The sequence below is a fragment of the Neobacillus niacini genome (assembly GCF_046591715.1).
GTDB classification, from domain to species: domain Bacteria; phylum Bacillota; class Bacilli; order Bacillales; family Cytobacillaceae; genus Neobacillus; species Neobacillus niacini_L.
Genome location: NZ_JAWVNQ010000002.1, coordinates 267,522 through 291,102 on the forward strand (window position 1 = coordinate 267,522; position 23,581 = coordinate 291,102).

Below are 23,581 nucleotides of genomic sequence, written 5' to 3' on the forward strand. Positions count from 1 at the left end.
GAGGGACAGTGAATGGAAGAAGAACATATAGAACAAACCTCCCCTCCCCGGAAAGGCTATAAATTATTTAAACGGTTAACAATTGCAGTGTTTTTTATCGTTGTCTTTTTCTCATTAGGACTAGTAGGAGTAGAAACCACTTCGAGTTCGGAGTTCTGCTCCTCCTGCCATGAGATGAAACCACAGTACTATACATTGAAGGCATCCAGTCATAGTGAGGTTGATTGTGCGAGCTGCCATGTTCAGCCAGGAGCCGAAAATTATGTAAAATCGAAGGCAAATGGAGTAGTTGAACTTTACAAGAAGCAGACAGATTCTTATCTAGCACCAATCAAAATGCCTAATCTGATACCAGATGAAGCGTGCGAAAGGTGCCATAATATGAACTCTCGAAGTGTCACTCCTTCTGGGGACATTATTATACCGCACGATAAACACAAGACTGAAGGAATTGAGTGTGTTCAATGTCATAGTGGTACTGCACACGGGGAAATTTCAGATCGAAAAATGACCTATAAAAGTGACTACGGAAAATGGAATGCAAAGTTAGGTGCTTCCGTCATGAGTGACACGAAGTACATACGTCCGCAAATGGATACTTGTATGGAATGTCATAAGGCAAGAAAAGTTACGCTTGAATGTACAGCTTGTCATGAATCAACCATGGTACCTGACGACCACAAAACGGAAAAATTTAAATCTGGGGATCACGGAAAAATAAAGCCTTCAGAATTGGAAACGTGTGAGAAGTGTCATTCTTATATGTCATCAGAGGAATATGACTTATTTAAAGAAGATCCTAGTTATAAGAAGTATTTAAATAATGAAGAAATTGACTCATCCAATGTAACGGTAAATGCTTATGCAAAAACAAATACCTTCTGTAAAGACTGCCATGGTGAGAGGCCTAAAAGCCATCAAATCAATTCTTTCATGACGAAGCATGGAGAGTTATCTAAGGATACACAAACCTGTTTCACCTGTCATGAGAATCGGATTACCAGTGATGTACCAGTTACCAAGGTTCAATGTTCTTCCTGTCATACAAGGACTCACAAAGATAATTGGAAGAGCAAACACCCAGTGAAACTTGCAGAAAATCAGAAATTTGATAAAACATGCTTAAAATGCCACGTTGAGACAACATGTACGAAATGTCATAGGCAAGATAGTAATCAGAAAGCCAAGAAATAATTTCCGAGAGGGGATTTAAAATGGAAGCAGCAAAAGTACCTCAGGAAGTTGAGGGCAGGACAGCCAAGAAGCAACCGAAGACTTTTACAAAAAAGACTAGTATTCTACTGTTATTTTTAACATTAGTATTTTCAGTAGGCACTGGGTATGCTCTCGGTCACTTTTATTTTTGGAATGATGTGGATATGAATAGAGTGAATGAGCAGCTCACGTATTACAAGGAAGAGGTTAGGAAAGATCCTTCCAATCTGCAAAATCGTATTGTCCTAGGATACACCTATTTCTTAAAGGGTGATAATGAAAAGGCAATTAAAGAGTTTGATTATGTTTTAGAGCAGGATAAAAACTACTATGATGCCCATTACAATTTAGGTCTAGTATTTTTATCAGAAGAACGCTATAACGAAGCATTAATTGAATTCGAAAAGACGGTAAACATCGCTCCTAAAGATTATAAGGGCCACGTTCAAATGGGGATCGCCTATCGCGGTTTAGAGGAATATGACAAGGCAACAAAGGCGCTAGAACAAGCAAACAAATTAGCGCCAACCAATTCAGACATTATTTATCAAATTGGCATGGTGGCTGAGGCAAAAGGTGAATACAGTGATGCGATTGCTATTTACAAGGATGCTCTAGCCTATGATCCACTATACCAAGATGCTGTCGATGCACTTGATAGACTAAAAGATAAAGACACAAAGGCTGAAGGTGAATAACAATGAAAAGACGTAATGTGTATATCGGAATGGCACTCATTGCTATCGTCACGGCAGCTATCTTCACCCTGCTATTTATAAATAATACAAAAGCAGTTGATACAGGATTATTAAAGGTGCTTGATCCAAATGGTGCCCCGAGCCACAGCCAGTCTCTTACTGGGGATTTTAATAAGCCAATGGAAAAGCCAATGGATGTAGCAGTAAATAGCTCTTTTACTTATGTAACCGATACAAATAATAAACGCGTTCTTGCATACGATGCGGGTGGTAACCTTTTATTTGCATTTGGTGAGGATGGTACCGGAGAGGGACAGTTCAAATTCCCATACGGAATTTCAATCGATGAAAAAGGTAGAGTATATGTAGCGGATTTATATAATGGTAAAATCTCTATCTTCGATGAAAAAGGAAAGTTTATTGAATACTTTGCACCAGAATCAAGCAAAGATGGAAAAGTGTCAGCTCCGGCTGCATTGCGGATTATTGATAAAAAGGTTTATGTTACAGACATTAAGGCCAACAAAGCATATGTTTTTGATTTAACAGGTAAGTTGCTCCTTGAAGTAGGTAACCCTGGCACAAACGATGGAGAATTTAATGCACCAAATGGAATCACCTCGGATGAGGAAGGTAACATTTATGTCGTTGATACCGGTAATCAGCGGGTGCAGATATTTGATAAACAAGGTAAGTTTGTAAAGATGATTAATGGTTCCGAAAATGGTAAGGGAGAATCTATTTTTGTTAACCCTAGAGGAATTGATATTGACAGCAGCGGTAAGATGTATGTTGTCAGCAATCTAACACACATGGTTTACGGCTTCGACAAGGATGGTAAGAAAATCTTTCAAATTGGCGGTATGGGAGAACAAAATGGACAATTCTATTTACCAAATGGATTGTTTATCGACAGCAAAGACAATGTCTATATAACCGATACATTAAACCTTAGGGTTCAAGTTTTTAAATAAAATTGCAAATAGGTCAATCACTTATATCCTTATATTTAAGGGGGTGGTTTAAAAAGAATAGCAGCATAGTTTTTTCATAGGTTTATAAAAAAGAGAGAAAAAAGAGAGAAAAAAGAGAGATTTACATGGGAGGTTTTAAAGAATGAGAAAGTTTAGTTTAAGCTTTTTATTCGCACTTATGCTGTTCGGTATGTTTGCGATAGCAGCGTCTGCAGAAGGACCAGACCCAGCGAATAATAATGGGGATCCCGATCACAATGCAGAAATCATTACTACAGATGTTGATGGCGTGTTGGAAAACGCTAATAATACTGCTGATGGTGTTGACACAAATGACGGAACTGCTAGAGGTTCTGTAATTAAAAACTTACAAGGTCATAAGACTCATACTTCTTACCAAAATAACACTAACTCTTGTGCAAGTTGTCACCAAACACATACTTCAAAAGGTGACCAATTATTATTTGCAGATACGGTTTACCAAACTTGTACTGCTTGTCATGATGGAACTTTAGGATTTTTAAATGTATTCGCTGATGGTTCAGAGGCAACTACAGATGGTGCTGGTACATTCGGTGGTTCTCACGGAGAATCTATGCATATGGCAAATGATACTATTAAAATCAATGCTGCTCCTGGTGGAAACCCAGTAGACACTTCTAAAACTAAAGGTACAATGTGGGGAGAAAGCTTCAACTGTGCAAGCTGTCACGCTCCACACGGATCTTACTCTGACCGTTTACTTCAATATAATCCAAACGGAATTGGATCAATGCCTGCTTCTCAAGGTGGTAACCAGTTAGAAAATGTTCCTGTAGTTGATAGATTACCAGTAGCTACTGATACTGTTAAACCAGATGTAGTCCTTTATCGTACTGTAGATGCAGATGGTGTAGTAACTGTAGCTCAATATAATAAAAGTGGTTCAACATATGTAAAATCAACAGCACCATGGTTATATGGTTATGACAACCGTACAAATGAAAAACTTTATTGGACACGTTTAGAAAATGCAACTGCTGGTATTTCTTCTTATAATAAGAATGTATACTTCTCATTCGATCATGCTGAAGTATACTCTGTAAACCAAGCTGGTGCTGATATTCTTAAAACTGCTACAAAGGGTTTCATCGCTCGTCCTGTAGTTGTTGAAATGGCTCAAGAAGGTCATCACACAGTGCAAAGTGCGTACTGGTTAGGTGCTCCTATCGCACAATTTGGCGGTAAAACTTCACAAGAATTAGTAGATCTTGGATACAAAGTTGATGCTTCTGGTAAAGTAACAAACGTCGGTGTTCAAATGTCTAAATTCTGTGCGGCTTGTCATACTGACTACATGCAAGCTAACTCTGAAGGTAAGAAATCACACTTCGGTGAAGAAACTGCTGCATACCGTCACAGCACAAATAGCGACAGCTACACTTGCGTACGCTGCCACTACTCACACGGAACTGATGCAGAAATCATGAAGGATGCTCTTGGACGCACAGTAGCTGATTTAACTGGCACTCCTGAGTTCCCTACAAAAGATGATGCAATGAATTACATGACAGACAATAACGCTTCATCAGCACTTAAGAAGTTCACGAACATGTCAGTATGTTGGGCTTGTCACAACAGCTCTCATGCTGAAACAATTAAGAATGCTGAGCGTCGTGCTGATCACCCAGTTGGAATGCCTGGTACAAACTAAAAAAATAAGCTAACAATTAGCTGCAACTAATTATTAGCTCAAAATTAAATGTTCGGAAAATAGGGTGTTATGCGATTGCATAGCACCTTGTTATTTGCAATTATTCTACCAATAATGTCATAAAATTGTCAATTATTTCACCGTCAATTTGTAAGGTTAAATATTGATTTTTTATATATGAATATTTGTTGAATTATCACCTCATTCTCTAGAAGCTTCCTATTAATAGGAATAAAATATAGAGAGAGCAACAATTTGCGAAAAGCAAATATAGTAGAAATGAGAGGTGCTAAATGAGGTATAGAGGTCTTTTGCATAAAACCAAATTTCAAGTACTTGTCATACTTGTTTTATGTATACAATTGTTAGGACCCCAACAATTGTTGCCCATTTCACACGTTAAAGGCGAGGAAATTACGGAACCAACAAATACCGATTCCTCCAATGAAACAAACGCTAATAATGAGGAATTAACCGATATAGAATCACCTATTACGGATGATTCTTCCGATTCAACAGATGAATTAGTTGAAAGCCCATCACCAGAAAGTGAGATTACAATTGATTCTACCCCTCCATCTATTGCAATTATCAAACCTAAACATGGAGATTACCTAAATTCAAAAGTCGTAGAAGGGACCGCTGAATCAGAGGCAACTGTTAATCTATGTATGGATTGCACAGAGGATTCAGCAGGTGTAATCATTGGATCGTGGGTGTCAGTGCAGCCTGATAGTATGGGAAAGTGGCTATATCAGATTCCCGAAATAACAGAAGGCAGCCATACTGTTTATGCTAAGGCTATTGACGGCGATGGGAACATTTCAACTATTAATAAGGTAACATTTATCGTAGATACTCTGAGACCTCAAGTATTGCCGGCTGTTTTTCCGAAACAAGATATGACTCAAGTTTCATTAGATACAGCAATTAAGGTGAAAATATCCGATGCTTCAGAGTTAAATGAAGCAGAAATAAAGAATAGCATCAATGTCTCTCAAAATGGTACAAATGTTAAAGGAACCACTAGCTTTAATGAAGTTACAAAAGAGATTACCTTCACACCATTAGAAGTATTGTTGCCTAGTAAAAAGTATAATGTTTTTATTAGTCCATTAGGGATTATTGACGCTGCAAAAAATAGTGCTTTTCCTAGGTTTTGGTCGTTTACGACTGTCGGTATAAAATCTGAAAAACACCAAAATCCTCATGGCAGTTATACCAATAATGTAGATACATGTGGAAATTGCCACAGTACGCACAACGCACTGGATGCCAATTTGTTAACTACAAAAACCAGCACGCCTGAGGCAGTACCAAATGAAACTGAATCAAACGAGACCAAAGAGTTAGCCGCAGATAAATTCTGTATGTCTTGTCATGACGGAACAGTGGTGGCGCCTATTCCTGAAAATAGCAAAGCCAATCATACCCATGATGCAGCTGTAAAGATTGACGGCACACCAAGTGGAAGCTCTTGTGGAAGCTGTCATAATCCGCATTTGGAACGATCAGAAACTAATCCGAATATGGCACAAGACCATATCACTTATACACATAAACCATCTAATCCGGTTGATCCAAATAAGCCAACTGAAGAATTAAGCAGTAAAGAACAATTATGTGAGTCATGTCATGAAAACGACAGTGCTGAGAAAATCGCACATGAAGATGTAGAGTACTCTGTTTTCAAATATAGTAAATCTAGTACTGCAACTGGTATTTATGAAGATTATGAACTTTGCCTTCGCTGTCATAATGAAGATTTCAAGAGTAAATATAGCAAATCTGCGGATATCGCAAGTCATTATAACAATTTGACAGAAGAAATAAAGAAACAGTACGAAGTAACAAACGGTACTTCATCTTTCGCTAACCGAGAGATTTCTACAGCGGAGAAGAATTTTTCAGGACACATCATCAAAGCTTTGGACGGCAGTCCTCTTGCAGGGCATTTGCCGTGTGCCGAGTGTCACGATACCCATGGATCTAACAATATAAAGCAGCTAAAACAATCGTTAGGACACGAAAATGCACAGACCTTCACAGCCGGAGATACAGATAGTAAAAACGTAAAAGTAGTAATGGACAACAAGGAAGTTGAGTTTAGTATTTTATCTGAATCCAAGGAAAGAGCGTTTTGTCTGGCGTGTCACAATGGCACGACAGCCATCTACGGTGTAACAGGCCAAAATTATGATGCAGCACGTACAGAACATAAAGCATATCCAAGTAAGTCCTGTTCATATTGTCATGGAAGAGGAGAGACAGAGGTCGAAAAAGCCTTAAGTGCAGCTCACGCTCCCAAAAAAGGGCTGGTACCCTGATAAGTAATAATCAAAAAAACAAGAGGTTCTGTAACTCTTGTTTTTTTTATTTTTAAATAATAAAACTTAACAGATTTGTTGAAAAGGTTAGGAAATTATACCTATCTATGGTGGTACAATATCTTCTGAATAAGGAATAATATGGAAATTTGCAATATTAGGATAGTGTTAATGTTCGTTTAATGAGCACTTAAATTAAGACCTTGCTTCAAGGATTTAACTTCCACTTGGTCTTTTTTTATAATATCGCAGAAATAAAGGGGGGGATGGTACACAAATATTATTTTTAATGGTTTGAAAAATAGAAGGAGGCATGAAAAGTGTCCGAGAAAATGGGAAGTTTTAGGTTGAAAAATAAGCGGATTATTATTCTTATGTTATTTATTACAACAGCAGTTTTACTTGGTAACTTTATCGTTTCAGCAAATGATACCTATTATTCAAATTACTCACCTGGTAAAAATGCTGCTATTACAGCATCGAACACGAAAATATCTGTATATATTAAGAGTGTGAACGAATTAAATAGTACAAGCGCAATCATGAAAGTAAATGGACTGCAAGTTCCTGCAGCATTTACTGCTAAAAGCTACACTGGGGGCAAGGAAGGTACAATCAGTTTTAATGCAACAAATCTCAAGGATGGTGTGAACACCATCGAGGTCAGTATGAAAGACAAAGCAGATTCCTCTATCGTTTATAGCGATACTTGGACCTTTAATGTGGCTGAAGCACCAAAAATTACAAACATGAGCCCAGCGAACAATAGTGAACAAGCTAGTCTAAATCTAGTATCTGCTATTGTAACAGATAATGGCACAATCAATTGGAATTCTGTACTTTTGAAAATCAATAATGTAGTGAAAACTCCACTAGAGATAAATAAAGATACTGGAACTGTTTCGTTTGCTAACAATTTTTCAACGGGAAGTTATACTGCTTACCTAGAAGCAACAGATAGTGTTGGAAAAAAGTCTACAAAGACATGGAAATTCGTAGTCGATTCTACACCGCCAGAAGTGAGTAGTTCAAATTACGTTAAGGATGGAATGACACTCACTGATGGTCCTCTAAAGTTGAGTATCGGGTTAAAAGATTTAGTAGATATCAAGGATAATGTAACCCTAAAGTTAGACGGGGAACCGTTAGCGATTGATTTTAAGTATCCAGGGGAAATTGATTATTATGGAGATTATGTAATTACCTCTAGAAAAAGTGCAACATTAACGTATGAAGGAATGGTTCCTAACGGCAGCCATACATTAGAGTTATATACCGAAGATACACTTGGTAATCAAATAACCCGCACATGGAATTTTTCGGCAGCGGTTAAACCGAAAATTTCAGATGTATCGCCGTTAAAGCATGGTTTGAGTGATTTAAAACCAACAATTTCAGCGGTGGTAACTTCCCCTAATGGTGAGATAAACGCAGATTCCATTGTTGTAAAAGTAGATAATGAAACTGTGAATTTTGATTTTGACCAGAGTAAAGGACTAGTTAGCTATACACCGACAAAGGACTTGAAAAATGAAAGTTATCATACAGTTACTATAACCGTAGCTGACCAATCGGGGATTTCCTTAGATAGAGAATGGAAATTTTATTCTAATACCTATAAGGAAATGGATGATTCTAGTGCAGAAGCATGTACATCATGTCATGATGATTCTAGCTTTGAAGGTTCAAACGGGGTTCTTGAAAATGTTCATAAGAAGAAACTAAGTTTTAACGGAACGCATTCTAAAAATCGTTGTGAGAATTGTCATAATTACATCACTTTAGAAGCAGGATGCAGTCAGTGCCATGATGATCCAGAAGGTGATCAATATGCACATGCACCACATGGATCGACACCTTCGATTCATTATCAGGCTAAAAATTTTGATCCTAATTTCCCTGTTCGGGTAACTGAAAACCGCTCCATGAATGATTGTATTATTTGCCATCAGCCAGGATCTGGGGTTAAAGGATATCAGGGCTATCTAACAATACCGACGAGAACATTAAATAATCACGATATTCCTGAACTTCACAAAACGGAAGATACATGTACCCAATGTCATGCGAAATCTCTAACAAGTGAGCATGCTAGGGATGACAGAACCGATAAGAATAATGAAGCAATGACATGTGAGACCTGCCATAATAGTACTGATCCTGTCGTAACGAAGGCGGTCAGCGATGGAAATACGTCTTGTTCTTCTTGTCACAAGCAACTTCATAATGGTGTACACAGCGATTGTAAAAAATGTCATACAAACAGTTATTAATGATATAAATCTTTTTATGCTGCTCTCCATTTTCACTAAAATGGAGAGCTTTTTCATGTGGATAAGTATTAAATATTCAGAAAACCTATAAAAAACTGTAGATAACTCCTGTGGACTTGTAGATATGTGGATGGAATTTTTAGATTTTTTAAAAAAATCAGTTGATAACTCTACTTATCCACAAAGGTCGTTATAAAAATAAAAAATCAGCCTGTTGATAAGTAGAGTTATACACAGAAGGTAAGACCAATTGTATTCATTTTTGAAATTTCCTCTTCATTCAGGCTATAATGGATAAGGAACAAACGAACGCCCATGACATATGCTAGAAATAGACCGTAATTTTTATAGAGGTGACGAAAATGGAATTAGCAGAAATTCGCAATGAACTTGAAAAATCAGCTAAGAAATTAGTGGACTTTAGGGGGTCTCTTTGACCTTGAAAATAAGGAAGCGCGCATAGCTGAGCTGGATGATCAAATGCTTCATCCTGATTTTTGGAATGACCAGCAGGCGGCTCAATCCGTTATTAGTGAAGCCAATGTATTAAAGGATCAGGTAAATGAGTTTACAAATTTATTTGAAACCTTTGAGAATCTTGAAGTAACCTATGAGCTGGTAAAAGAAGAAAGTGATGCGGAACTCCAAGCAGAGCTTGAGGAAGAGTTAGTCAAGCTAACCTCAAGATTAAATGAATTTGAACTTCAGTTGCTGCTAAGCGAAGAATACGATAAGCATGACGCGATTTTAGAGCTGCACCCAGGTGCTGGCGGAACGGAATCACAGGACTGGGGATCCATGCTGCTCCGTATGTATACACGCTGGGCCGAGAAAAAGGGCTTTAAGGTTGAAACGCTCGATTATCTTCCTGGTGATGAAGCTGGGATTAAAAGTGTTACCTTGGCGATAAGAGGTCATAACGCTTATGGTTATTTGAAAGCGGAAAAAGGTGTGCACCGATTAGTGCGGATTTCACCGTTTGATGCTTCCGGAAGACGTCATACCTCCTTTGTATCCTGCGAGGTTATGCCTGAATTTAATGATGAAATTGAAATTGAAATCCGTACCGAGGATCTAAAAATAGATACGTATCGTGCGAGCGGTGCAGGTGGACAGCATATTAATACCACCGATTCAGCTGTTCGGATTACGCATATGCCAACAGGAGTTGTTGTTACCTGTCAGAATGAGCGGTCACAGATTAAGAACCGTGAGGCTGCTATGAAAATGCTGAAAGCAAAGCTCTATCAACGCGAAATCGAACAGCAGGAAAAAGAGCTTTTGGAAATTCGCGGTGAACAAAAGGAAATTGGCTGGGGAAGTCAAATTCGTTCATACGTGTTCCACCCATACTCCATGGTAAAGGATCACCGGACGGGTGCCGAAAGTGGAAACGTCCAGGGGGTAATGGATGGAGATTTGGATCCATTTATAGATGCTTACCTGCGTTCTAGAATTTCATAATCTATCTAAGAACCCTTTGCATTATGAGTGCAAAGGGTTCCTTTTTGAGGTTCTTTCTTATCAAAGTCACGAGGATTGACGTAATAGACGGATTAATTCCGCTTATTCCTTTTGCTGGTTACTGAAAGGGACATGCCATCTTTAATAGTAAAAAATCCTATTCGAGAATTCCTCATGAAAACTGTATGAATGACAAATACTATAAAAAATTTAACCCTTTAATGCGTTATCTGAATCCCATTTACAGCAAATTATTGCCATGCTATACTCACTTTCGGTTGAGTTTAGAAATTATAGCAAAAAGGTAATATAGAGGGGAATTGTACTATGAATAAAAGAAAAAGTAACCAGGCTGCACCAAAATTCGAAAGTACTTTAGAATACATAAATGTTCTCATTGGATCGGCCATTATCGCATTGGCGTTTAATGTTTTCCTGCTGCCCAATCAAATTGCTTCAGGCGGAGTCAGCGGGATCAGTACGATATTATTAAGCGTAATCGGCTGGGAACCAGCTTATGTACAATGGGCGTTTAATATTCCATTGTTTATCGCTGGAGTGTTACTGCTAGGAAAGCAGTTTGGGGTAAAAACCCTTGTGGGTACCTTATTCTTACCGTTTGTTGTTTTTTTAACAAAAAATATTGAACCATGGACGAATGATGCATTACTTGGTGCTTTGTTTGGCGGGATTGCAGTAGGTCTTGGACTTGGAATTGTTTTTAGAGGAAATGCTTCCACCGGAGGAACGGACTTAGCGGCACAAATTATTACAAAGTATACCGGTTTAACACTTGGAACAAGCGTAGTACTGATTGATGGAATTATCGTCATTTCAGCAGCCCTTGTGTTTGATATTGAACGTGGATTATATGCATTGATAGCTCTATATGTAACAAGTAAAACAATCGATTTAGTACAGGTAGGATTAGGCAGGTCGAAAACGGCCATGATTATTACCAATAAGCAAGAGGAAGTGCGCGAGGGAATACTGAATAAAATTGATCGAGGTGTAACAAAACTATCGGCACATGGCGGTTTTACTGATAATGAGCGCCCTGTTCTAATGTGTGTAGTGGATCAGCGTGAGTTCACAAAATTGAAACAATTGGTTAAAAGCCTTGACCCGACTGCATTTGTCGTCGTTATGGATGCTTCTGAAGTGCTGGGAGAAGGTTTCAAAAGAGCGTAAGACTGCTATACTAATCTCGTATGGTAATTTTTTCATTACGGGGGAGATATTATGAAGAAAAAGCTGCTTAAAATGTTATTGGGAACAGCTCTTGTGATGAGTCTAGCTGCATGTGGCGGAGGAGACGACGAGGGTGGAGACACAGCACAAGCAGGGGATGCTGAAAAAATTTATTCTCAGAAATGTTCAAGCTGCCATGGCGGTGACTTAAAGGGTGGAATGGGTCCTGACCTAACTGCAGTTGGAGCGAGCAAATCAAAAGATGAAATAGCTGCGATTATTAAAGATGGTACAAATGGTGGAATGCCTGGAGGTTTAATTGAAGGCGAAGACCTTGATAAGGTTGCAGATTGGCTTTCCAATAAAAAGTAACAATGGTAACGTTCTGTTATTTTAGACAGAACGTTTTTTATTTTTTTTAACATTTTCGCACTTTGTCGAAAAATATAGGATATATATAACAATTCATGTAGTTTTTGAAAAGAAACTGTAATATTTTTACCGCTTTTATTACTTGCATACAATGTTATAATGAATTTATGCGAAATCCTGCAGTATTTTGTCTAGGATTTTGTTTTTGTGCAAGAAAATAAGAGGTTAATGTCGAATAATATTGTTTCGAAACTAACTTATAAAGGTGATCTAAAATGATAGAAATGCAGGATGTGTTTAAAAAGTACCCAAATGGGGTTACTGCGATAAATGGGATAGACGTACGGATTAACCAAGGAGAGTTTGTCTATGTGGTTGGTCCTAGTGGTGCCGGGAAATCTACCTTCATTAAAATGATGTATCGTGAAGAAGTCCCAACTTCAGGTACGATCACAATGAATGGTGTGAACGTCGCTAAAATAAAAAACAAGAAAGTTCCTATTTTTAGACGGAATCTTGGAGTAGTCTTTCAGGATTTTAAGCTATTGCCAATGAAAACCGTTTATGAGAATGTGGCCTTCGCGCTTGAAGTTATTGAAGCACAGCCAAAGTTTATCAAAAAACGCGTCATGGAAGTCCTTGACCTAGTTAATCTTAAGCATAAAGCACGAATGCTTCCAACTGAGTTATCCGGAGGCGAGCAGCAGCGTGTTTCGATTGCCCGCTCGATTGTTAACTCACCAAAGGTAGTAATTGCGGACGAACCTACTGGTAACCTTGACCCAGAGACATCGTGGGAAATCATGAATATCTTTGAAGAGATTAATAATAGAGGTACTACAATTGTAATGGCGACCCATAATAGGGAAATCGTTAATACCATTAAACACCGGGTAATTGCGATTGAGGGCGGAAAAATTGCACGTGATGAACAAAGAGGTGATTACGGTTATGAAAATTAGAACTCTTGGCCGTCATGCGCGTGAAAGCTTTAAGAGTATTGGACGAAACGGCTGGATGACGTTTGCCTCAGTTAGTGCTGTAACGGTAACGCTCATTTTAGTTGGTGTCTTTTTCGTTATTATGATGAATCTCAATAAAGTGGCACAGACCATTGAAGAGGACGTACAAATTCGCGTTCACATCGATGTAGCGGCAAATGATGAAGATCAGCAAAAGTTAAAAAGTGCGATTGAACAAATTCCAGAAGTAGCGAGTGTGAAATTTTCATCCAAGGAGCAAGAGCTTGAAGACTTAATAAAAAGCATGGGTGAGGATGGACAAGCATTTAAACTTTTCGAACAAGACAATCCACTTAACGATGTATTTATCGTAAAAACGAAAAAGCCACAAGATACTATGAATGCCGCAAAAGAAATTGGCAAGCTCGAGTATGTTACAAAGGCTGTGTACGGCAAGGGAACCGTTGAAAAATTATTTAACTTTATTAAGGCCAGCCGAAATGTAGGAATTGTGCTAATCGCTGGATTATTTTTCACAGCGGTCTTCTTAATCTCTAATACTATTAAAATTACGATCATCGCAAGGCGAAGAGAAATTAAGATTATGAGGCTTGTAGGAGCAACGAATAACTTTATTAGGTGGCCATTCTTCTTAGAAGGATTGTGGCTGGGTGTTCTTGGGGCAATCCTGCCAATTATTCTAATATCGATCGCATACTATAACGCTTATGAATATTTAGCACCAAAATTAATAGGGAACTTCATTCAAATTCTTCCATACAATCCGTTTATGTACCAGGTTTCTGGACTCCTTCTATTAATGGGAGGCTTAATCGGGATTTGGGGAAGTGTGATGTCGGTTAGAAAGTTCTTAAAGGTTTAATCTTGTCAGGAAGGGCAGTGTAAAGATGTCCTTCCTGATTTAAATGGCAGGGAAATTACGACTTACCCTTACATAAATAAAATAAGCGGGGAGGAGAACTGGGACTTGAATAAATCAATTGTAACGATAGCTGTGGCAGGGACATTCATTGTAAGCAGTATTTTTGGTGGAATCGCGGAAGCAGCTTCCATTTCAAGCTTACAAAAACAGCAACAAGAAATTGAAAAGAAAAATTCAGAAGTATCTTCTGATATCAATAATGCAGACCAACAGATTAATAGTTTAAATGCCCAGCAGGCAGATGTTAAAGAAGAAATGACTCGCCTTGACCTTTCAATTGGTGAGACACATAAAAAAATTAGAGAAAAAACCGCAGAACTAGAGGAAACAAAAGCAGAAATTACTAGACTCCAAGAAGAAATTAAGGTGACAAAAGAACGAATTGAAAAGCGAAATGAGCTGTTAAAAGATCGTGCTAGAAATTACCAAGAAACAGGCGGTATGGTTAGTTATCTTGATGTATTAATGGGTTCAAAAAACTTTAGTGATTTTATTGACCGTGCTAGTGCTGTGGCTACCATCTTGCAGGCAGACCAAGATATTCTCGTGCAGCATGAAGCGGATAAAAAGAGTCTTGAGGAAAATCAAGCAAAGCTTGAAGTAGATTTAGCAAGTGTTCAAACGATTCTTGCTGATTTAGAAAAGATGAACCAGCAATTGAATGCGCAGAGGGCTGAAAAGGATAGATTATTAGCAACGCTCGAAGAACAGGAAGATGAAATCCATGCACATAAAATGGAGCTTCAAGAAGAAGCGCAAATCCTAGCGGCGCAATCAGCGGCGATTCAAAAGGCAATTGAGCTTGAACAACAGCGACAGGCAGCTGCGGCTGCCGAAGCAAAAGCAGCTGCTGAAGCTGCAGCAGCTGCAGCAGCTGCAGCAGCGAACAACAATAATTCTGGGTCTACTAGCGGCGGCGGTGGGAATAATACCCCGACACCGACACCGACACAACCATCTCCACCTGTTTCTAGTGGAGCATTCACGATGCCGGCGAATGGAACGTTTACATCAGGGTTTGCACCAAGATGGGGCTCCTTCCATTATGGGGTGGATATAGCTAATGGTGCTGCCAATGTGCCTATTTGGGCAGCGGCTGATGGTGTTGTTATTCGATCCTACTACTCTAGCAGTTATGGGAATGTTGTTTTTATCGCTCATTCTGTAAATGGACAAACGTATACAACGGTTTCTGCTCATATGGAGGCGCGATTAGTCGGCTCCGGAGCCGTTGTGAAAAAGGGCCAGCAAATTGGAATTATGGGTAACACCGGTGATTCAACAGGCAAACATTTACACTTTGAACTTCATAGAGGACAATGGAATGGCAGTAAAAGTAACGCGATCAATCCTGTGGGGATTGTACCGATGCCATAATAATGTAAAGGGAGAAGCCATGCTTCTTCCTTTTCTTTTGGTTAAAAACAAGTCCAATAGCGAGCCTCCATATTTCAGGAATAACTCGTCCATTCCTTACATAATAGTTAATAAACAGGGGGTAGGAGACTCATTTTAATTGATGCTGCACATGAGGAGGAACAGAATGAAACGTAAGTGGATAGCCCTGATGATGGTTGGATCGCTTCTTACGGGAGCGGGGGCCACATATGCGGGAATGAATTGGTACGAACGAACAGAGGGAAATACTGCCCTTGAACAAACATTAATGAAAACAGATACAGCACCAGCAGATCAAAATGATCTGGCGGTGGAGGACCTTGTGAAAGTAAATCAGGCATACGAATTAATTCTGAGCCGCTATGTTGAAAAGGTAGACCATGAGATGCTCGTGGAGGGAGCAATTCAAGGAATGCTCACAGTTCTAGATGATCCTTATTCCGTTTATATGAATAAGGAAACTGCCCAGCAATTCAGTCAAACGTTAGAATCTTCCTTTGAGGGGATCGGTGCAGAAGTGGGGATGGAGGATGGGAAAATTATCATTATTTCTCCATTTAAGAATTCACCAGCGGAAAAAGCCGGAATAAAGCCGAATGATGAAATTTTAAAAGTAGATGGAAAAAGTGTAGAGGGGCTGGATTTGAATAAAGCAACTTTAAAAATACGCGGTAAAAAAGGAACAAAGGTAAAATTAGAAATCGCTCGTAAGGGTTTAAAGGACCCTATTACCATTGATGTGACACGTGATGAAATTCCACTTGAAACGATTCATGCAGAAGTGAAAAAACAAGATGGAAAAAAGATCGGTTACATTGAAATTACTTCGTTTTCTCAGGAAACAGCTGCTGATTTTAAAAAGGAGCTGGGAGAGCTTGAGAAAAAAGATATTGATGGTCTAATCATAGATGTACGTGGAAATCCTGGCGGGCTGCTCGTAAGTGTTGAGGATATTTTAAAAGAATTTGTAACCAAAGATAAACCATTTATTCAAATTGAGAAACGAAATGGAGATAAGGAAAGGCACTTCTCTAATCTTACTGAGAAAAAGGAGTATCCAGTTGCTGTCCTTATTAACAAAGGAAGTGCATCTGCTTCAGAAATTTTAGCAGGAGCGTTAAAAGAAGCTGCAGGTTATCAATTGGTCGGAGAAACAACTTTTGGAAAGGGTACGGTACAGCAGGCAGTCCCTATGGGAGACGGCAGCAATATCAAGTTGACACTCTTCAAATGGCTGACGCCTGATGGAAACTGGATACACAAAAAAGGAGTAAAACCGGATGTTGAAATCAAACAGCCTGCTATCTATAATACACATCCACTTCAAATTGAAGAACCGCTAAAAGAGGATATGAACAATGAACAGGTAAAGAATGCTCAAGAGATATTGTCCAGTTTAGGATTTGCTCCAGGAAGAACAGACGGATATTTTAGTAAAGAAACTACAACAGCTGTTAAAGCCTTCCAGCAAAACAATAACCTGCAGGCAACAGGAAAGATCGATGCAAAAACAGCTGCAAAGTTAGAGGAACAGGTAATAAAGGAAATGAAAAAAGAGAAAAATGATATCCAGCTTCAAACAGCGTTAAGACTACTCGCAAAATAATCCGAAAACAGAGGCACCTGCCTCTGTTTTTTTGTGTGCGACAAAACAAGATACTTATCTTTGCAGCCTGCAAAGATTTCCGTGGAAATATTTGTTGAATACAAATGAAATCACACGAATTAAGCTGAAGTATAAAAAGGAAATTTTAATAAAAAATAAAAATTCGACATTTTTTTGTTTTTTCAAGAATCTAGCAATAGGTTTTATCCTGCCATTTTGGTAAAATAATCTTTAGAGCTAGAATAATAGAATTTAATTTTATAATAAAGGCAGGTGGCAGGAGTTGGTGGAATTATGGCTTTTGGAGCTGTTGAAAGGAACAGGCAGGCTTTTTCTAAATCCGGTATTTTACTATCTTATTTTCCTTTCTGGAATACTAGGAGTATTGAGGGTAAAACGTGAGCGGAAAAATTTTCATAACAGGACATTTGATGCCTATTTTGAACTGCGGCAGTTGTTCCCTATTGGATTACTACTGGGTCTAATACTTACCATTGTCACCCTAATGGCGGGGTTAACACTTCCGTTTGCAGCCATCCTTCTTATTGCTGTCTTTACATTAGTGTGGAGTTTAACTGGTAATATTAGGCTTATGTCGCCGGTATACACGGTAGGTGCCGCTTTTTTTGCCATTAATCTAATAATAGAGTATGAATGGACTCTGCCGTTTTTTAATGATACATTTCAGGCTTTAGATGAAAAGGTATATCCTGGCTTAGTCATACTAATGGCACTTTTACTGATTTCAGAGGGAATACTTATTAGTAAAAATGCAATAAAAGGTACTTCACCGAAGCTGGTAAGAAGCAGGAGGGGACAACTTGTTGGTGCCCATGAGGTAAAGCGGTTTTGGATTGTTCCGATGTTCTTACTGATCCCAGGTGAGGTCTTGACTCTGAACTTTGATTGGTGGCCGGTATTCACCATCGGGGCCGAATCCTACTCGCTAGTTCTAGTACCGTTTGCGATTGGCATTAACCAACAAATCCAAGGTATGCTGCCGAAGGAATCGATTCTCTTGCAGGGGCGTAGAGTTACCACCTTTGGAATCTTGATCATGATCTTGTCAGTTGTCGGGTACTGGTATCCGTTAATTTCTATCGGAACAGCTGCAGTAGCAATAATCGGCCGTGAATTGATTTCCTTAATGCAGCGTTTGAAGGACGATAATTTACCGTTTTACTTTTCGAAGAAAAACAATGGCTTAATGATTATTGGAATTATACCGCAATCTCCTGCTGATAAAATGGGACTTCAAGTCGGTGAATTAATTTCAAAAGTCAATGGAGTTGCCATTAGAAATGAACATATTTTTTATGAAGGGCTGCAAAAAAATCGAGCTCATTGTAAACTCGAAGTTCTCGACATAAATGGCGAAGTCCGTTTCGTTCAGCGTGCACTGTATGAGGGTGACCATTATGAACTCGGAATCCTTTTTGTACAGGAACAGCGGAAATTTGATGAAAGAATTGGATAAAGAATGTGTTTGTTTTATTTCAATCAACTGATTTTTCAAAAATAAATTAATCAAATCCCCATCTATTTGAAATCTGCAAATGAATTATTGTAATGTCCTATTTTAAAAGTTAGATAAGATCCCGCTGCTCATTATTTTGGCAGCGGGATTTCTATGGGAATTTATCGTATATTTGAGAGTGTGAGTGCTAAACCTAAAATGGGAAATTAATTTCAAGAAAGGTGGTTTAGCCATATGATTAGCTTTTTAAACTTTAACACTCCGATTGATATTAGCTTTGAAGGAGTATCTGCTGTTGTTTTTTATTTCACGATTTATTCGTTAATTGGCTGGCTGTTAGAAAATAGCTACAGTTACATGATAAAACGTAAATTTTTTAAGCCGAATTTTTTTCTCGGACCCTTTAAGCCGATGTATGGCTTTGCACCCGTGCTGTTGGTTTATTTAATTGGTCCGGATACAAAATGGGGAATTATCCTTTTGCTATGCTTTTTCATTCCTACCTTTATAGAGTACATAAGCGGTGCACTGCTAAAGAAGTTTTTTCAGCGTCAATGGTGGGACTATTCCGGTATGCCATTGCAAATTAACGGCCATATTTGTCTGCCATTTTCTCTATGCTGGATTCTGTTGTCCTTAGCTTGTATAAATTGGGTTCATCCTATAATTATTGCTGTGTATGGAAAAGTCGAGATGCTATGGTCATGGATTTGGCCGGCAGTGATCTTATATTTCATTGCAGAACTTGCATTGTCCATAAGAAGGCATACCACTCAAGTGTTTGAAGAGGCAAAATCACCTAATCCTGTACAATAAATGCACAAATCCTTCTAGGTAAATAGAAGGGTTTTTTTGTTTTAAAAAAATTTATAAATGATTGACATTCAAATATGGATTTGAATATCATATAATCAAATAAAGATTTGAATGTATGAGGTGATGGAATGAAGGATCGTGATATTTGCGAAGTAACATGTGTAGACAGCCACAAAACCACTAAACTGCAGCCTTTAGTTGATAACAGAAATATTTTTGAGGTTACAAAGCTTTTTAAAGCCCTATCCGATGAGACACGAATGAAAATTGCTTATGCACTTACACTTGAGGAAGAACTTTGTGTTTGTGATGTGGCCAATATTGTCGGTGCAACCACAGCCACAGCTTCCCATCATTTACGCCATTTAAAGAGTCTTGGGCTGGCAAAATACCGAAAAGAAGGAAAGCTAGTCTATTATTCTCTCGATGATGATCATGTGAAACAACTCATTCACATTGCTTTCGAGCATCAAGAAGAGGTAGCACACCGAAAAGAAAGTATGGAAGAGCGTATTGCAAAAAAGAGATAAGAAAAAACTAAGAGCCAACTCTTGTTGGGGGAGGAATAAATATGGGACACCATCATCACCATGGCCACTCACATGGACATGGACATGGACACGGACACAGTCATTCACATACAAGTAATAAAAAGGCACTGCTAAGTTCATTTATTTTGATTGCCGCTTTTATGGTGGTCGAGGTTATCGGCGGAATCTTAACAAACAGTTTAGCGTTATTGTCTGACGCTGGGCATATGCTTAGCGACGCAGCAGCACTTGGGTTAAGTTTTTTTGCCATTAAGCTAGGGGAAAAACATGTATCGCAGGGAAAAACCTTTGGTTACAAACGCTTTGAAATTATTGCAGCTGCTTTAAATGGGATTACCCTGATCATCATCTCTTTATATATCTTTTATGAAGCATTTCAACGTTTCTTCGCTCCGCCTGAGGTTCAAAGTACAGGAATGCTGATGATTTCAATAACCGGTTTAGTCATAAACATTATTGCAGCATGGATTTTAATGAGCGGTGACAAAGATGATAACCTCAATGTCCGGAGTGCTTTTCTACATGTATTAGGTGATATGCTTGGTTCAGTCGGAGCCATTGTGGCAGCCTTGTTAATTATGTTCTTCGGCTGGACCCTGGCAGATCCTATTGCGAGTGTGATTGTAGCGATATTAATTATTATTAGTGGTATCCGAGTTACAAAAGATTCCTTCCATATTCTGATGGAGGGGGCACCAACGCAAATTGATATTCATCAGGTCAAAGAGGCACTTAGTAAAATTCCTCTTGTGAAGGAAGTCCATGATTTACACATTTGGACCATTACCTCTGGTTATCCAGTGTTGAGTTGTCATATTACCATATTAGATGAAGGAATCCATGATGAGGTTTTGGCACGTTCTCAAAAAATACTACATGATGAATTTCATATTGAACATAGTACGATTCAAGTTGAAAAGGCTGAAATGGGCTGTCCCAGCCCGCATGGGACGTGTAACTAATTGAGGGTGTCCCGTACTTTTGGGACACCCTATTTGATCTGAAAATTATTCTCTCAGAAAAAGAAGATGTTCTGACAACAAAAATTCAAGTGTTAATTCCTGAAGAAGTTAGCTAATTGCATCTTAAGACAAGAGTGTAAATCTCTTGTCTTTTTTCTTGCAATTTTGTGAATAAATTTCTAAAATTAATAAACAGAAATGAATAAATGAGGTGGAACCATTTTGGAGATGGTTATTAGATATTTGTCTGCACTTATTTTGCCAGGTTTACTCGTGTTGCTATTTACCCGAGTCACATATAATCGGCTAATCGGTCTTGCCCTGACTGTCGGGCTCATCGCTGCCTCTGCTTTTAAAGGATATACCAACACTTTACCGCTTATCGTTGTAGATGCCTTTTCACTTACAGCTGGTTTCTGGCTTGCAGCAAAAATGAAGCCGAGAGTGGTCAAAAAAACACCATGAACTACTACCATGTTAAGTCTGTCATCTATTGGCAGGCTTTTTTTGCTTAATTAAATAAAAAAACGAATATTCGTTCGTATATTGTTGGTTTGTTTTCTGTCAATTGTGTTAAAATGTTAATATGTGATTTTTAAAGGATACATTTTCTAACATCATCTCGTTAAATGGAAATTTTTTCATATACATAGACAGGGAGGGAAGATTTTTGTGAAGGACCAATTTGAGATAGTTTCGAAATATTCACCACAGGGTGATCAGCCTGAAGCGATACGACAGTTAGTTCAGGGCATAAAAGAAAACAAGCGCTATCAGACTTTGCTTGGGGCCACTGGAACAGGTAAGACGTTTACGGTATCGAATGTAATAAAAGAAGTGAACAAGCCGACACTTGTCATCGCTCACAACAAAACCTTAGCTGGTCAGCTTTACAGCGAGTTTAAAGAGTTCTTTCCAAACAATGCTGTAGAGTATTTTGTAAGTTACTACGATTATTTTCAGCCTGAAGCCTATGTTCCTTCGACAGATACATTTATTGAAAAAGATGCCAGTATAAATGATGAAATAGATAAACTTCGACACTCTGCCACTTCTGCCCTTTTTGAGCGGAAAGATGTTATTATCATTGCGAGTGTTTCCTGTATATATGGTCTCGGTTCTCCAGAAGAGTACCGGGAAATGGTGCTGTCTCTAAGGACAGGTATGGAAATTGAACGAAACCACCTGCTGCATCGTTTGGTTGATATTCAATATGATAGAAATGATATTGATTTCAAACGCGGTACGTTCCGAGTCCGCGGCGATGTGGTGGAAATATTCCCCGTGTCACGTGATGAGCACTGTGTTCGTATAGAATTCTTTGGAGATGAAGTAGATCGGATTCGTGAAGTTGACGCATTAACGGGAGAGATTATCGGCGAGCGTGAACATATCGCTATTTTCCCGGCCTCCCACTTCGTAACCAGAGAAGAAAAAATGAGACTTGCCATTGAGAATATAGAAAAAGAACTTGAAGAACGCCTAGAAGAGCTCCGTGAGGAAAATAAATTGCTTGAAGCACAGCGGATCGAACAACGTACTCGTTATGATCTTGAAATGATGCGGGAAATGGGCTTTTGTTCAGGAATTGAAAACTACTCACGTCATCTGACGCTGAGACCTGCTGGTTCAACGCCTTATACGCTGCTAGATTATTTTCCAGAGGATTTTCTCTTAATTGTGGATGAGTCCCATGTGACCCTTCCACAAGTTAGAGGGATGTTTAATGGTGATCGAGCCCGGAAACAGGTGCTTGTGGACCACGGTTTCCGTCTGCCATCAGCGCTTGATAACCGGCCGTTAACCTTTGATGAATTTGAAAAGCATATTCATAATGCAATCTTTGTATCAGCAACTCCGGGTCCTTTTGAGCTGGAGCATACTCCAGAAATGATTCAGCAAATCATTCGGCCGACAGGATTGTTGGACCCAACAATTGAGGTCCGGCCAATTGAGGGTCAAATTGATGATATCATTGGTGAAATACAGGAGCGAATTAAGAAAAATGAACGGGTGCTTATTACGACTCTGACAAAGAAAATGTCAGAGGATTTAACAGACTATTTAAAGGAAATTGGAATCAAGGTTCAATATTTGCATTCCGAAGTGAAAACACTCGAACGAATTGAAATTATCCGCGAGCTTCGTCTAGGCAAGTTCGATGTCCTCGTTGGGATTAACCTTCTAAGAGAAGGACTGGATATTCCAGAGGTTTCGCTGATAACGATACTTGATGCCGATAAAGAAGGTTTCCTCCGTTCCGAACGATCATTAATTCAAACCATCGGCCGTGCTGCCCGTAATGCCAATGGTCATGTTATCTTGTATGCAGACAAAATAACAAACTCGATGGAAATCGCGATTAATGTAACTAGAGAGCGCCGTAAAATTCAAGAGGAATATAATAAAAAGCACGGTATTACGCCAATGACGATTCAAAAGGGAATACGTGAGGCCATCCGTGCGACACATGCTGCTGAGGAAGAGGAAAATGACAAACCAGCAGCATCCTTCGGTAAGATGTCGAAGAAGGAAAGAGAAAAGTTAATTGCTGTGATGGAAAAAGAAATGAAAGCAGAGGCAAAAGCGCTTAACTTTGAACGTGCTGCTGAGCTTCGTGATTTATTATTAGAGTTAAAAGCGGAAGGATGACGTTAAC

General features: G+C 38.8%; 19 protein-coding genes. All 19 read left to right on the forward strand.

Features of this window, described 5'->3' with window-relative positions:
- Positions 1 to 12 precede the first annotated feature (12 nt).
- The 19 genes from SFC47_RS08560 to uvrB all read left to right on the forward strand — a co-directional run bounded on the left by SFC47_RS08560 (position 13) and on the right by uvrB (position 23,574).
- Positions 13 to 1,194, forward strand: coding sequence for a cytochrome c3 family protein (locus tag SFC47_RS08560; RefSeq protein ID WP_411253861.1), 1,182 nt, complete (start codon positions 13 to 15; stop codon positions 1,192 to 1,194).
- 20 nt (positions 1,195 to 1,214) lie between these two features.
- The gene (locus SFC47_RS08565) at positions 1,215 to 1,913 is read left to right on the forward strand and encodes a tetratricopeptide repeat protein (protein ID WP_411253862.1); all 699 of its coding nucleotides are present in this window, start codon (positions 1,215 to 1,217) and stop codon (positions 1,911 to 1,913) included.
- Positions 1,914 to 1,915: 2 nt separating this feature from the next.
- Positions 1,916 to 2,887, forward strand: coding sequence for a 6-bladed beta-propeller (locus SFC47_RS08570; RefSeq protein WP_411253863.1), 972 nt, complete (start codon positions 1,916 to 1,918; stop codon positions 2,885 to 2,887).
- 178 nt (positions 2,888 to 3,065) lie between these two features.
- Complete coding sequence (locus tag SFC47_RS08575; protein ID WP_411253864.1) at positions 3,066 to 4,580, forward strand: cytochrome c3 family protein; 1,515 nt, start codon at positions 3,066 to 3,068, stop codon at positions 4,578 to 4,580.
- Between the two features lie 380 nt (positions 4,581 to 4,960).
- Positions 4,961 to 6,907, forward strand: coding sequence for an Ig-like domain-containing protein (locus SFC47_RS08580; protein ID WP_411253865.1), 1,947 nt, complete (start codon positions 4,961 to 4,963; stop codon positions 6,905 to 6,907).
- A 320-nt stretch (positions 6,908 to 7,227) separates the two neighbouring features.
- Positions 7,228 to 9,180, forward strand: a complete 1,953-nt coding sequence (locus tag SFC47_RS08585) for a hypothetical protein (RefSeq protein WP_411253866.1) — start codon at positions 7,228 to 7,230, stop codon at positions 9,178 to 9,180.
- Positions 9,181 to 9,542: 362 nt separating this feature from the next.
- Positions 9,543 to 10,644 (forward strand): peptide chain release factor 2 gene (gene prfB / locus SFC47_RS08590; protein WP_411253867.1). Its coding sequence is split into 2 segments (ribosomal slippage): positions 9,543 to 9,614 and positions 9,616 to 10,644, totalling 1,101 coding nucleotides; the frame shifts between segments, so codons are not numbered across the junction.
- Positions 10,645 to 10,971: 327 nt separating this feature from the next.
- The gene (locus SFC47_RS08595; protein WP_411253868.1) at positions 10,972 to 11,835 is read left to right on the forward strand and encodes a YitT family protein; all 864 of its coding nucleotides are present in this window, start codon (positions 10,972 to 10,974) and stop codon (positions 11,833 to 11,835) included.
- Between the two features lie 51 nt (positions 11,836 to 11,886).
- Positions 11,887 to 12,207 carry a cytochrome c551 gene (gene cccB / locus SFC47_RS08600; protein ID WP_411253869.1) on the forward strand — a complete coding sequence of 107 codons (321 nt, stop codon included), beginning with the start codon at positions 11,887 to 11,889 and terminating at the stop codon, positions 12,205 to 12,207.
- Between the two features lie 275 nt (positions 12,208 to 12,482).
- A complete protein-coding gene (ftsE, locus tag SFC47_RS08605) occupies positions 12,483 to 13,169 on the forward strand; it encodes a cell division ATP-binding protein FtsE (protein WP_411253870.1) in 687 nt (228 codons plus the stop codon).
- On the forward strand, positions 13,159 to 14,052 hold the full coding sequence (gene ftsX / locus SFC47_RS08610) for a permease-like cell division protein FtsX (RefSeq protein WP_411253871.1): 894 nt from the start codon (positions 13,159 to 13,161) through the stop codon (positions 14,050 to 14,052). The genes ftsE and ftsX overlap by 11 nt, the downstream gene beginning before the upstream one ends.
- Positions 14,053 to 14,157: 105 nt before the next feature.
- Entirely contained in the window at positions 14,158 to 15,489 is a 1,332-nt protein-coding gene (locus SFC47_RS08615) for a murein hydrolase activator EnvC family protein (protein ID WP_411253872.1), read from the forward strand.
- Positions 15,490 to 15,655: 166 nt separating this feature from the next.
- Complete coding sequence (locus tag SFC47_RS08620) at positions 15,656 to 17,116, forward strand: S41 family peptidase (RefSeq protein WP_411253873.1); 1,461 nt, start codon at positions 15,656 to 15,658, stop codon at positions 17,114 to 17,116.
- 286 nt (positions 17,117 to 17,402) lie between these two features.
- Positions 17,403 to 18,593, forward strand: a complete 1,191-nt coding sequence (locus SFC47_RS08625) for a PDZ domain-containing protein (protein ID WP_411253874.1) — start codon at positions 17,403 to 17,405, stop codon at positions 18,591 to 18,593.
- Positions 18,594 to 18,827: 234 nt separating this feature from the next.
- Entirely contained in the window at positions 18,828 to 19,409 is a 582-nt protein-coding gene (locus SFC47_RS08630; protein ID WP_411253875.1) for a putative ABC transporter permease, read from the forward strand.
- A 128-nt stretch (positions 19,410 to 19,537) separates the two neighbouring features.
- Complete coding sequence (locus SFC47_RS08635) at positions 19,538 to 19,939, forward strand: ArsR/SmtB family transcription factor (protein ID WP_411253876.1); 402 nt, start codon at positions 19,538 to 19,540, stop codon at positions 19,937 to 19,939.
- 41 nt (positions 19,940 to 19,980) lie between these two features.
- A complete protein-coding gene (locus tag SFC47_RS08640; protein ID WP_411253877.1) occupies positions 19,981 to 20,922 on the forward strand; it encodes a cation diffusion facilitator family transporter in 942 nt (313 codons plus the stop codon).
- 228 nt (positions 20,923 to 21,150) lie between these two features.
- Positions 21,151 to 21,387, forward strand: coding sequence for a DUF2198 family protein (locus SFC47_RS08645; RefSeq protein WP_411254094.1), 237 nt, complete (start codon positions 21,151 to 21,153; stop codon positions 21,385 to 21,387).
- Positions 21,388 to 21,594: 207 nt separating this feature from the next.
- The gene (uvrB, locus tag SFC47_RS08650) at positions 21,595 to 23,574 is read left to right on the forward strand and encodes an excinuclease ABC subunit UvrB (protein WP_411253878.1); all 1,980 of its coding nucleotides are present in this window, start codon (positions 21,595 to 21,597) and stop codon (positions 23,572 to 23,574) included.
- Positions 23,575 to 23,581 lie beyond the last annotated feature (7 nt).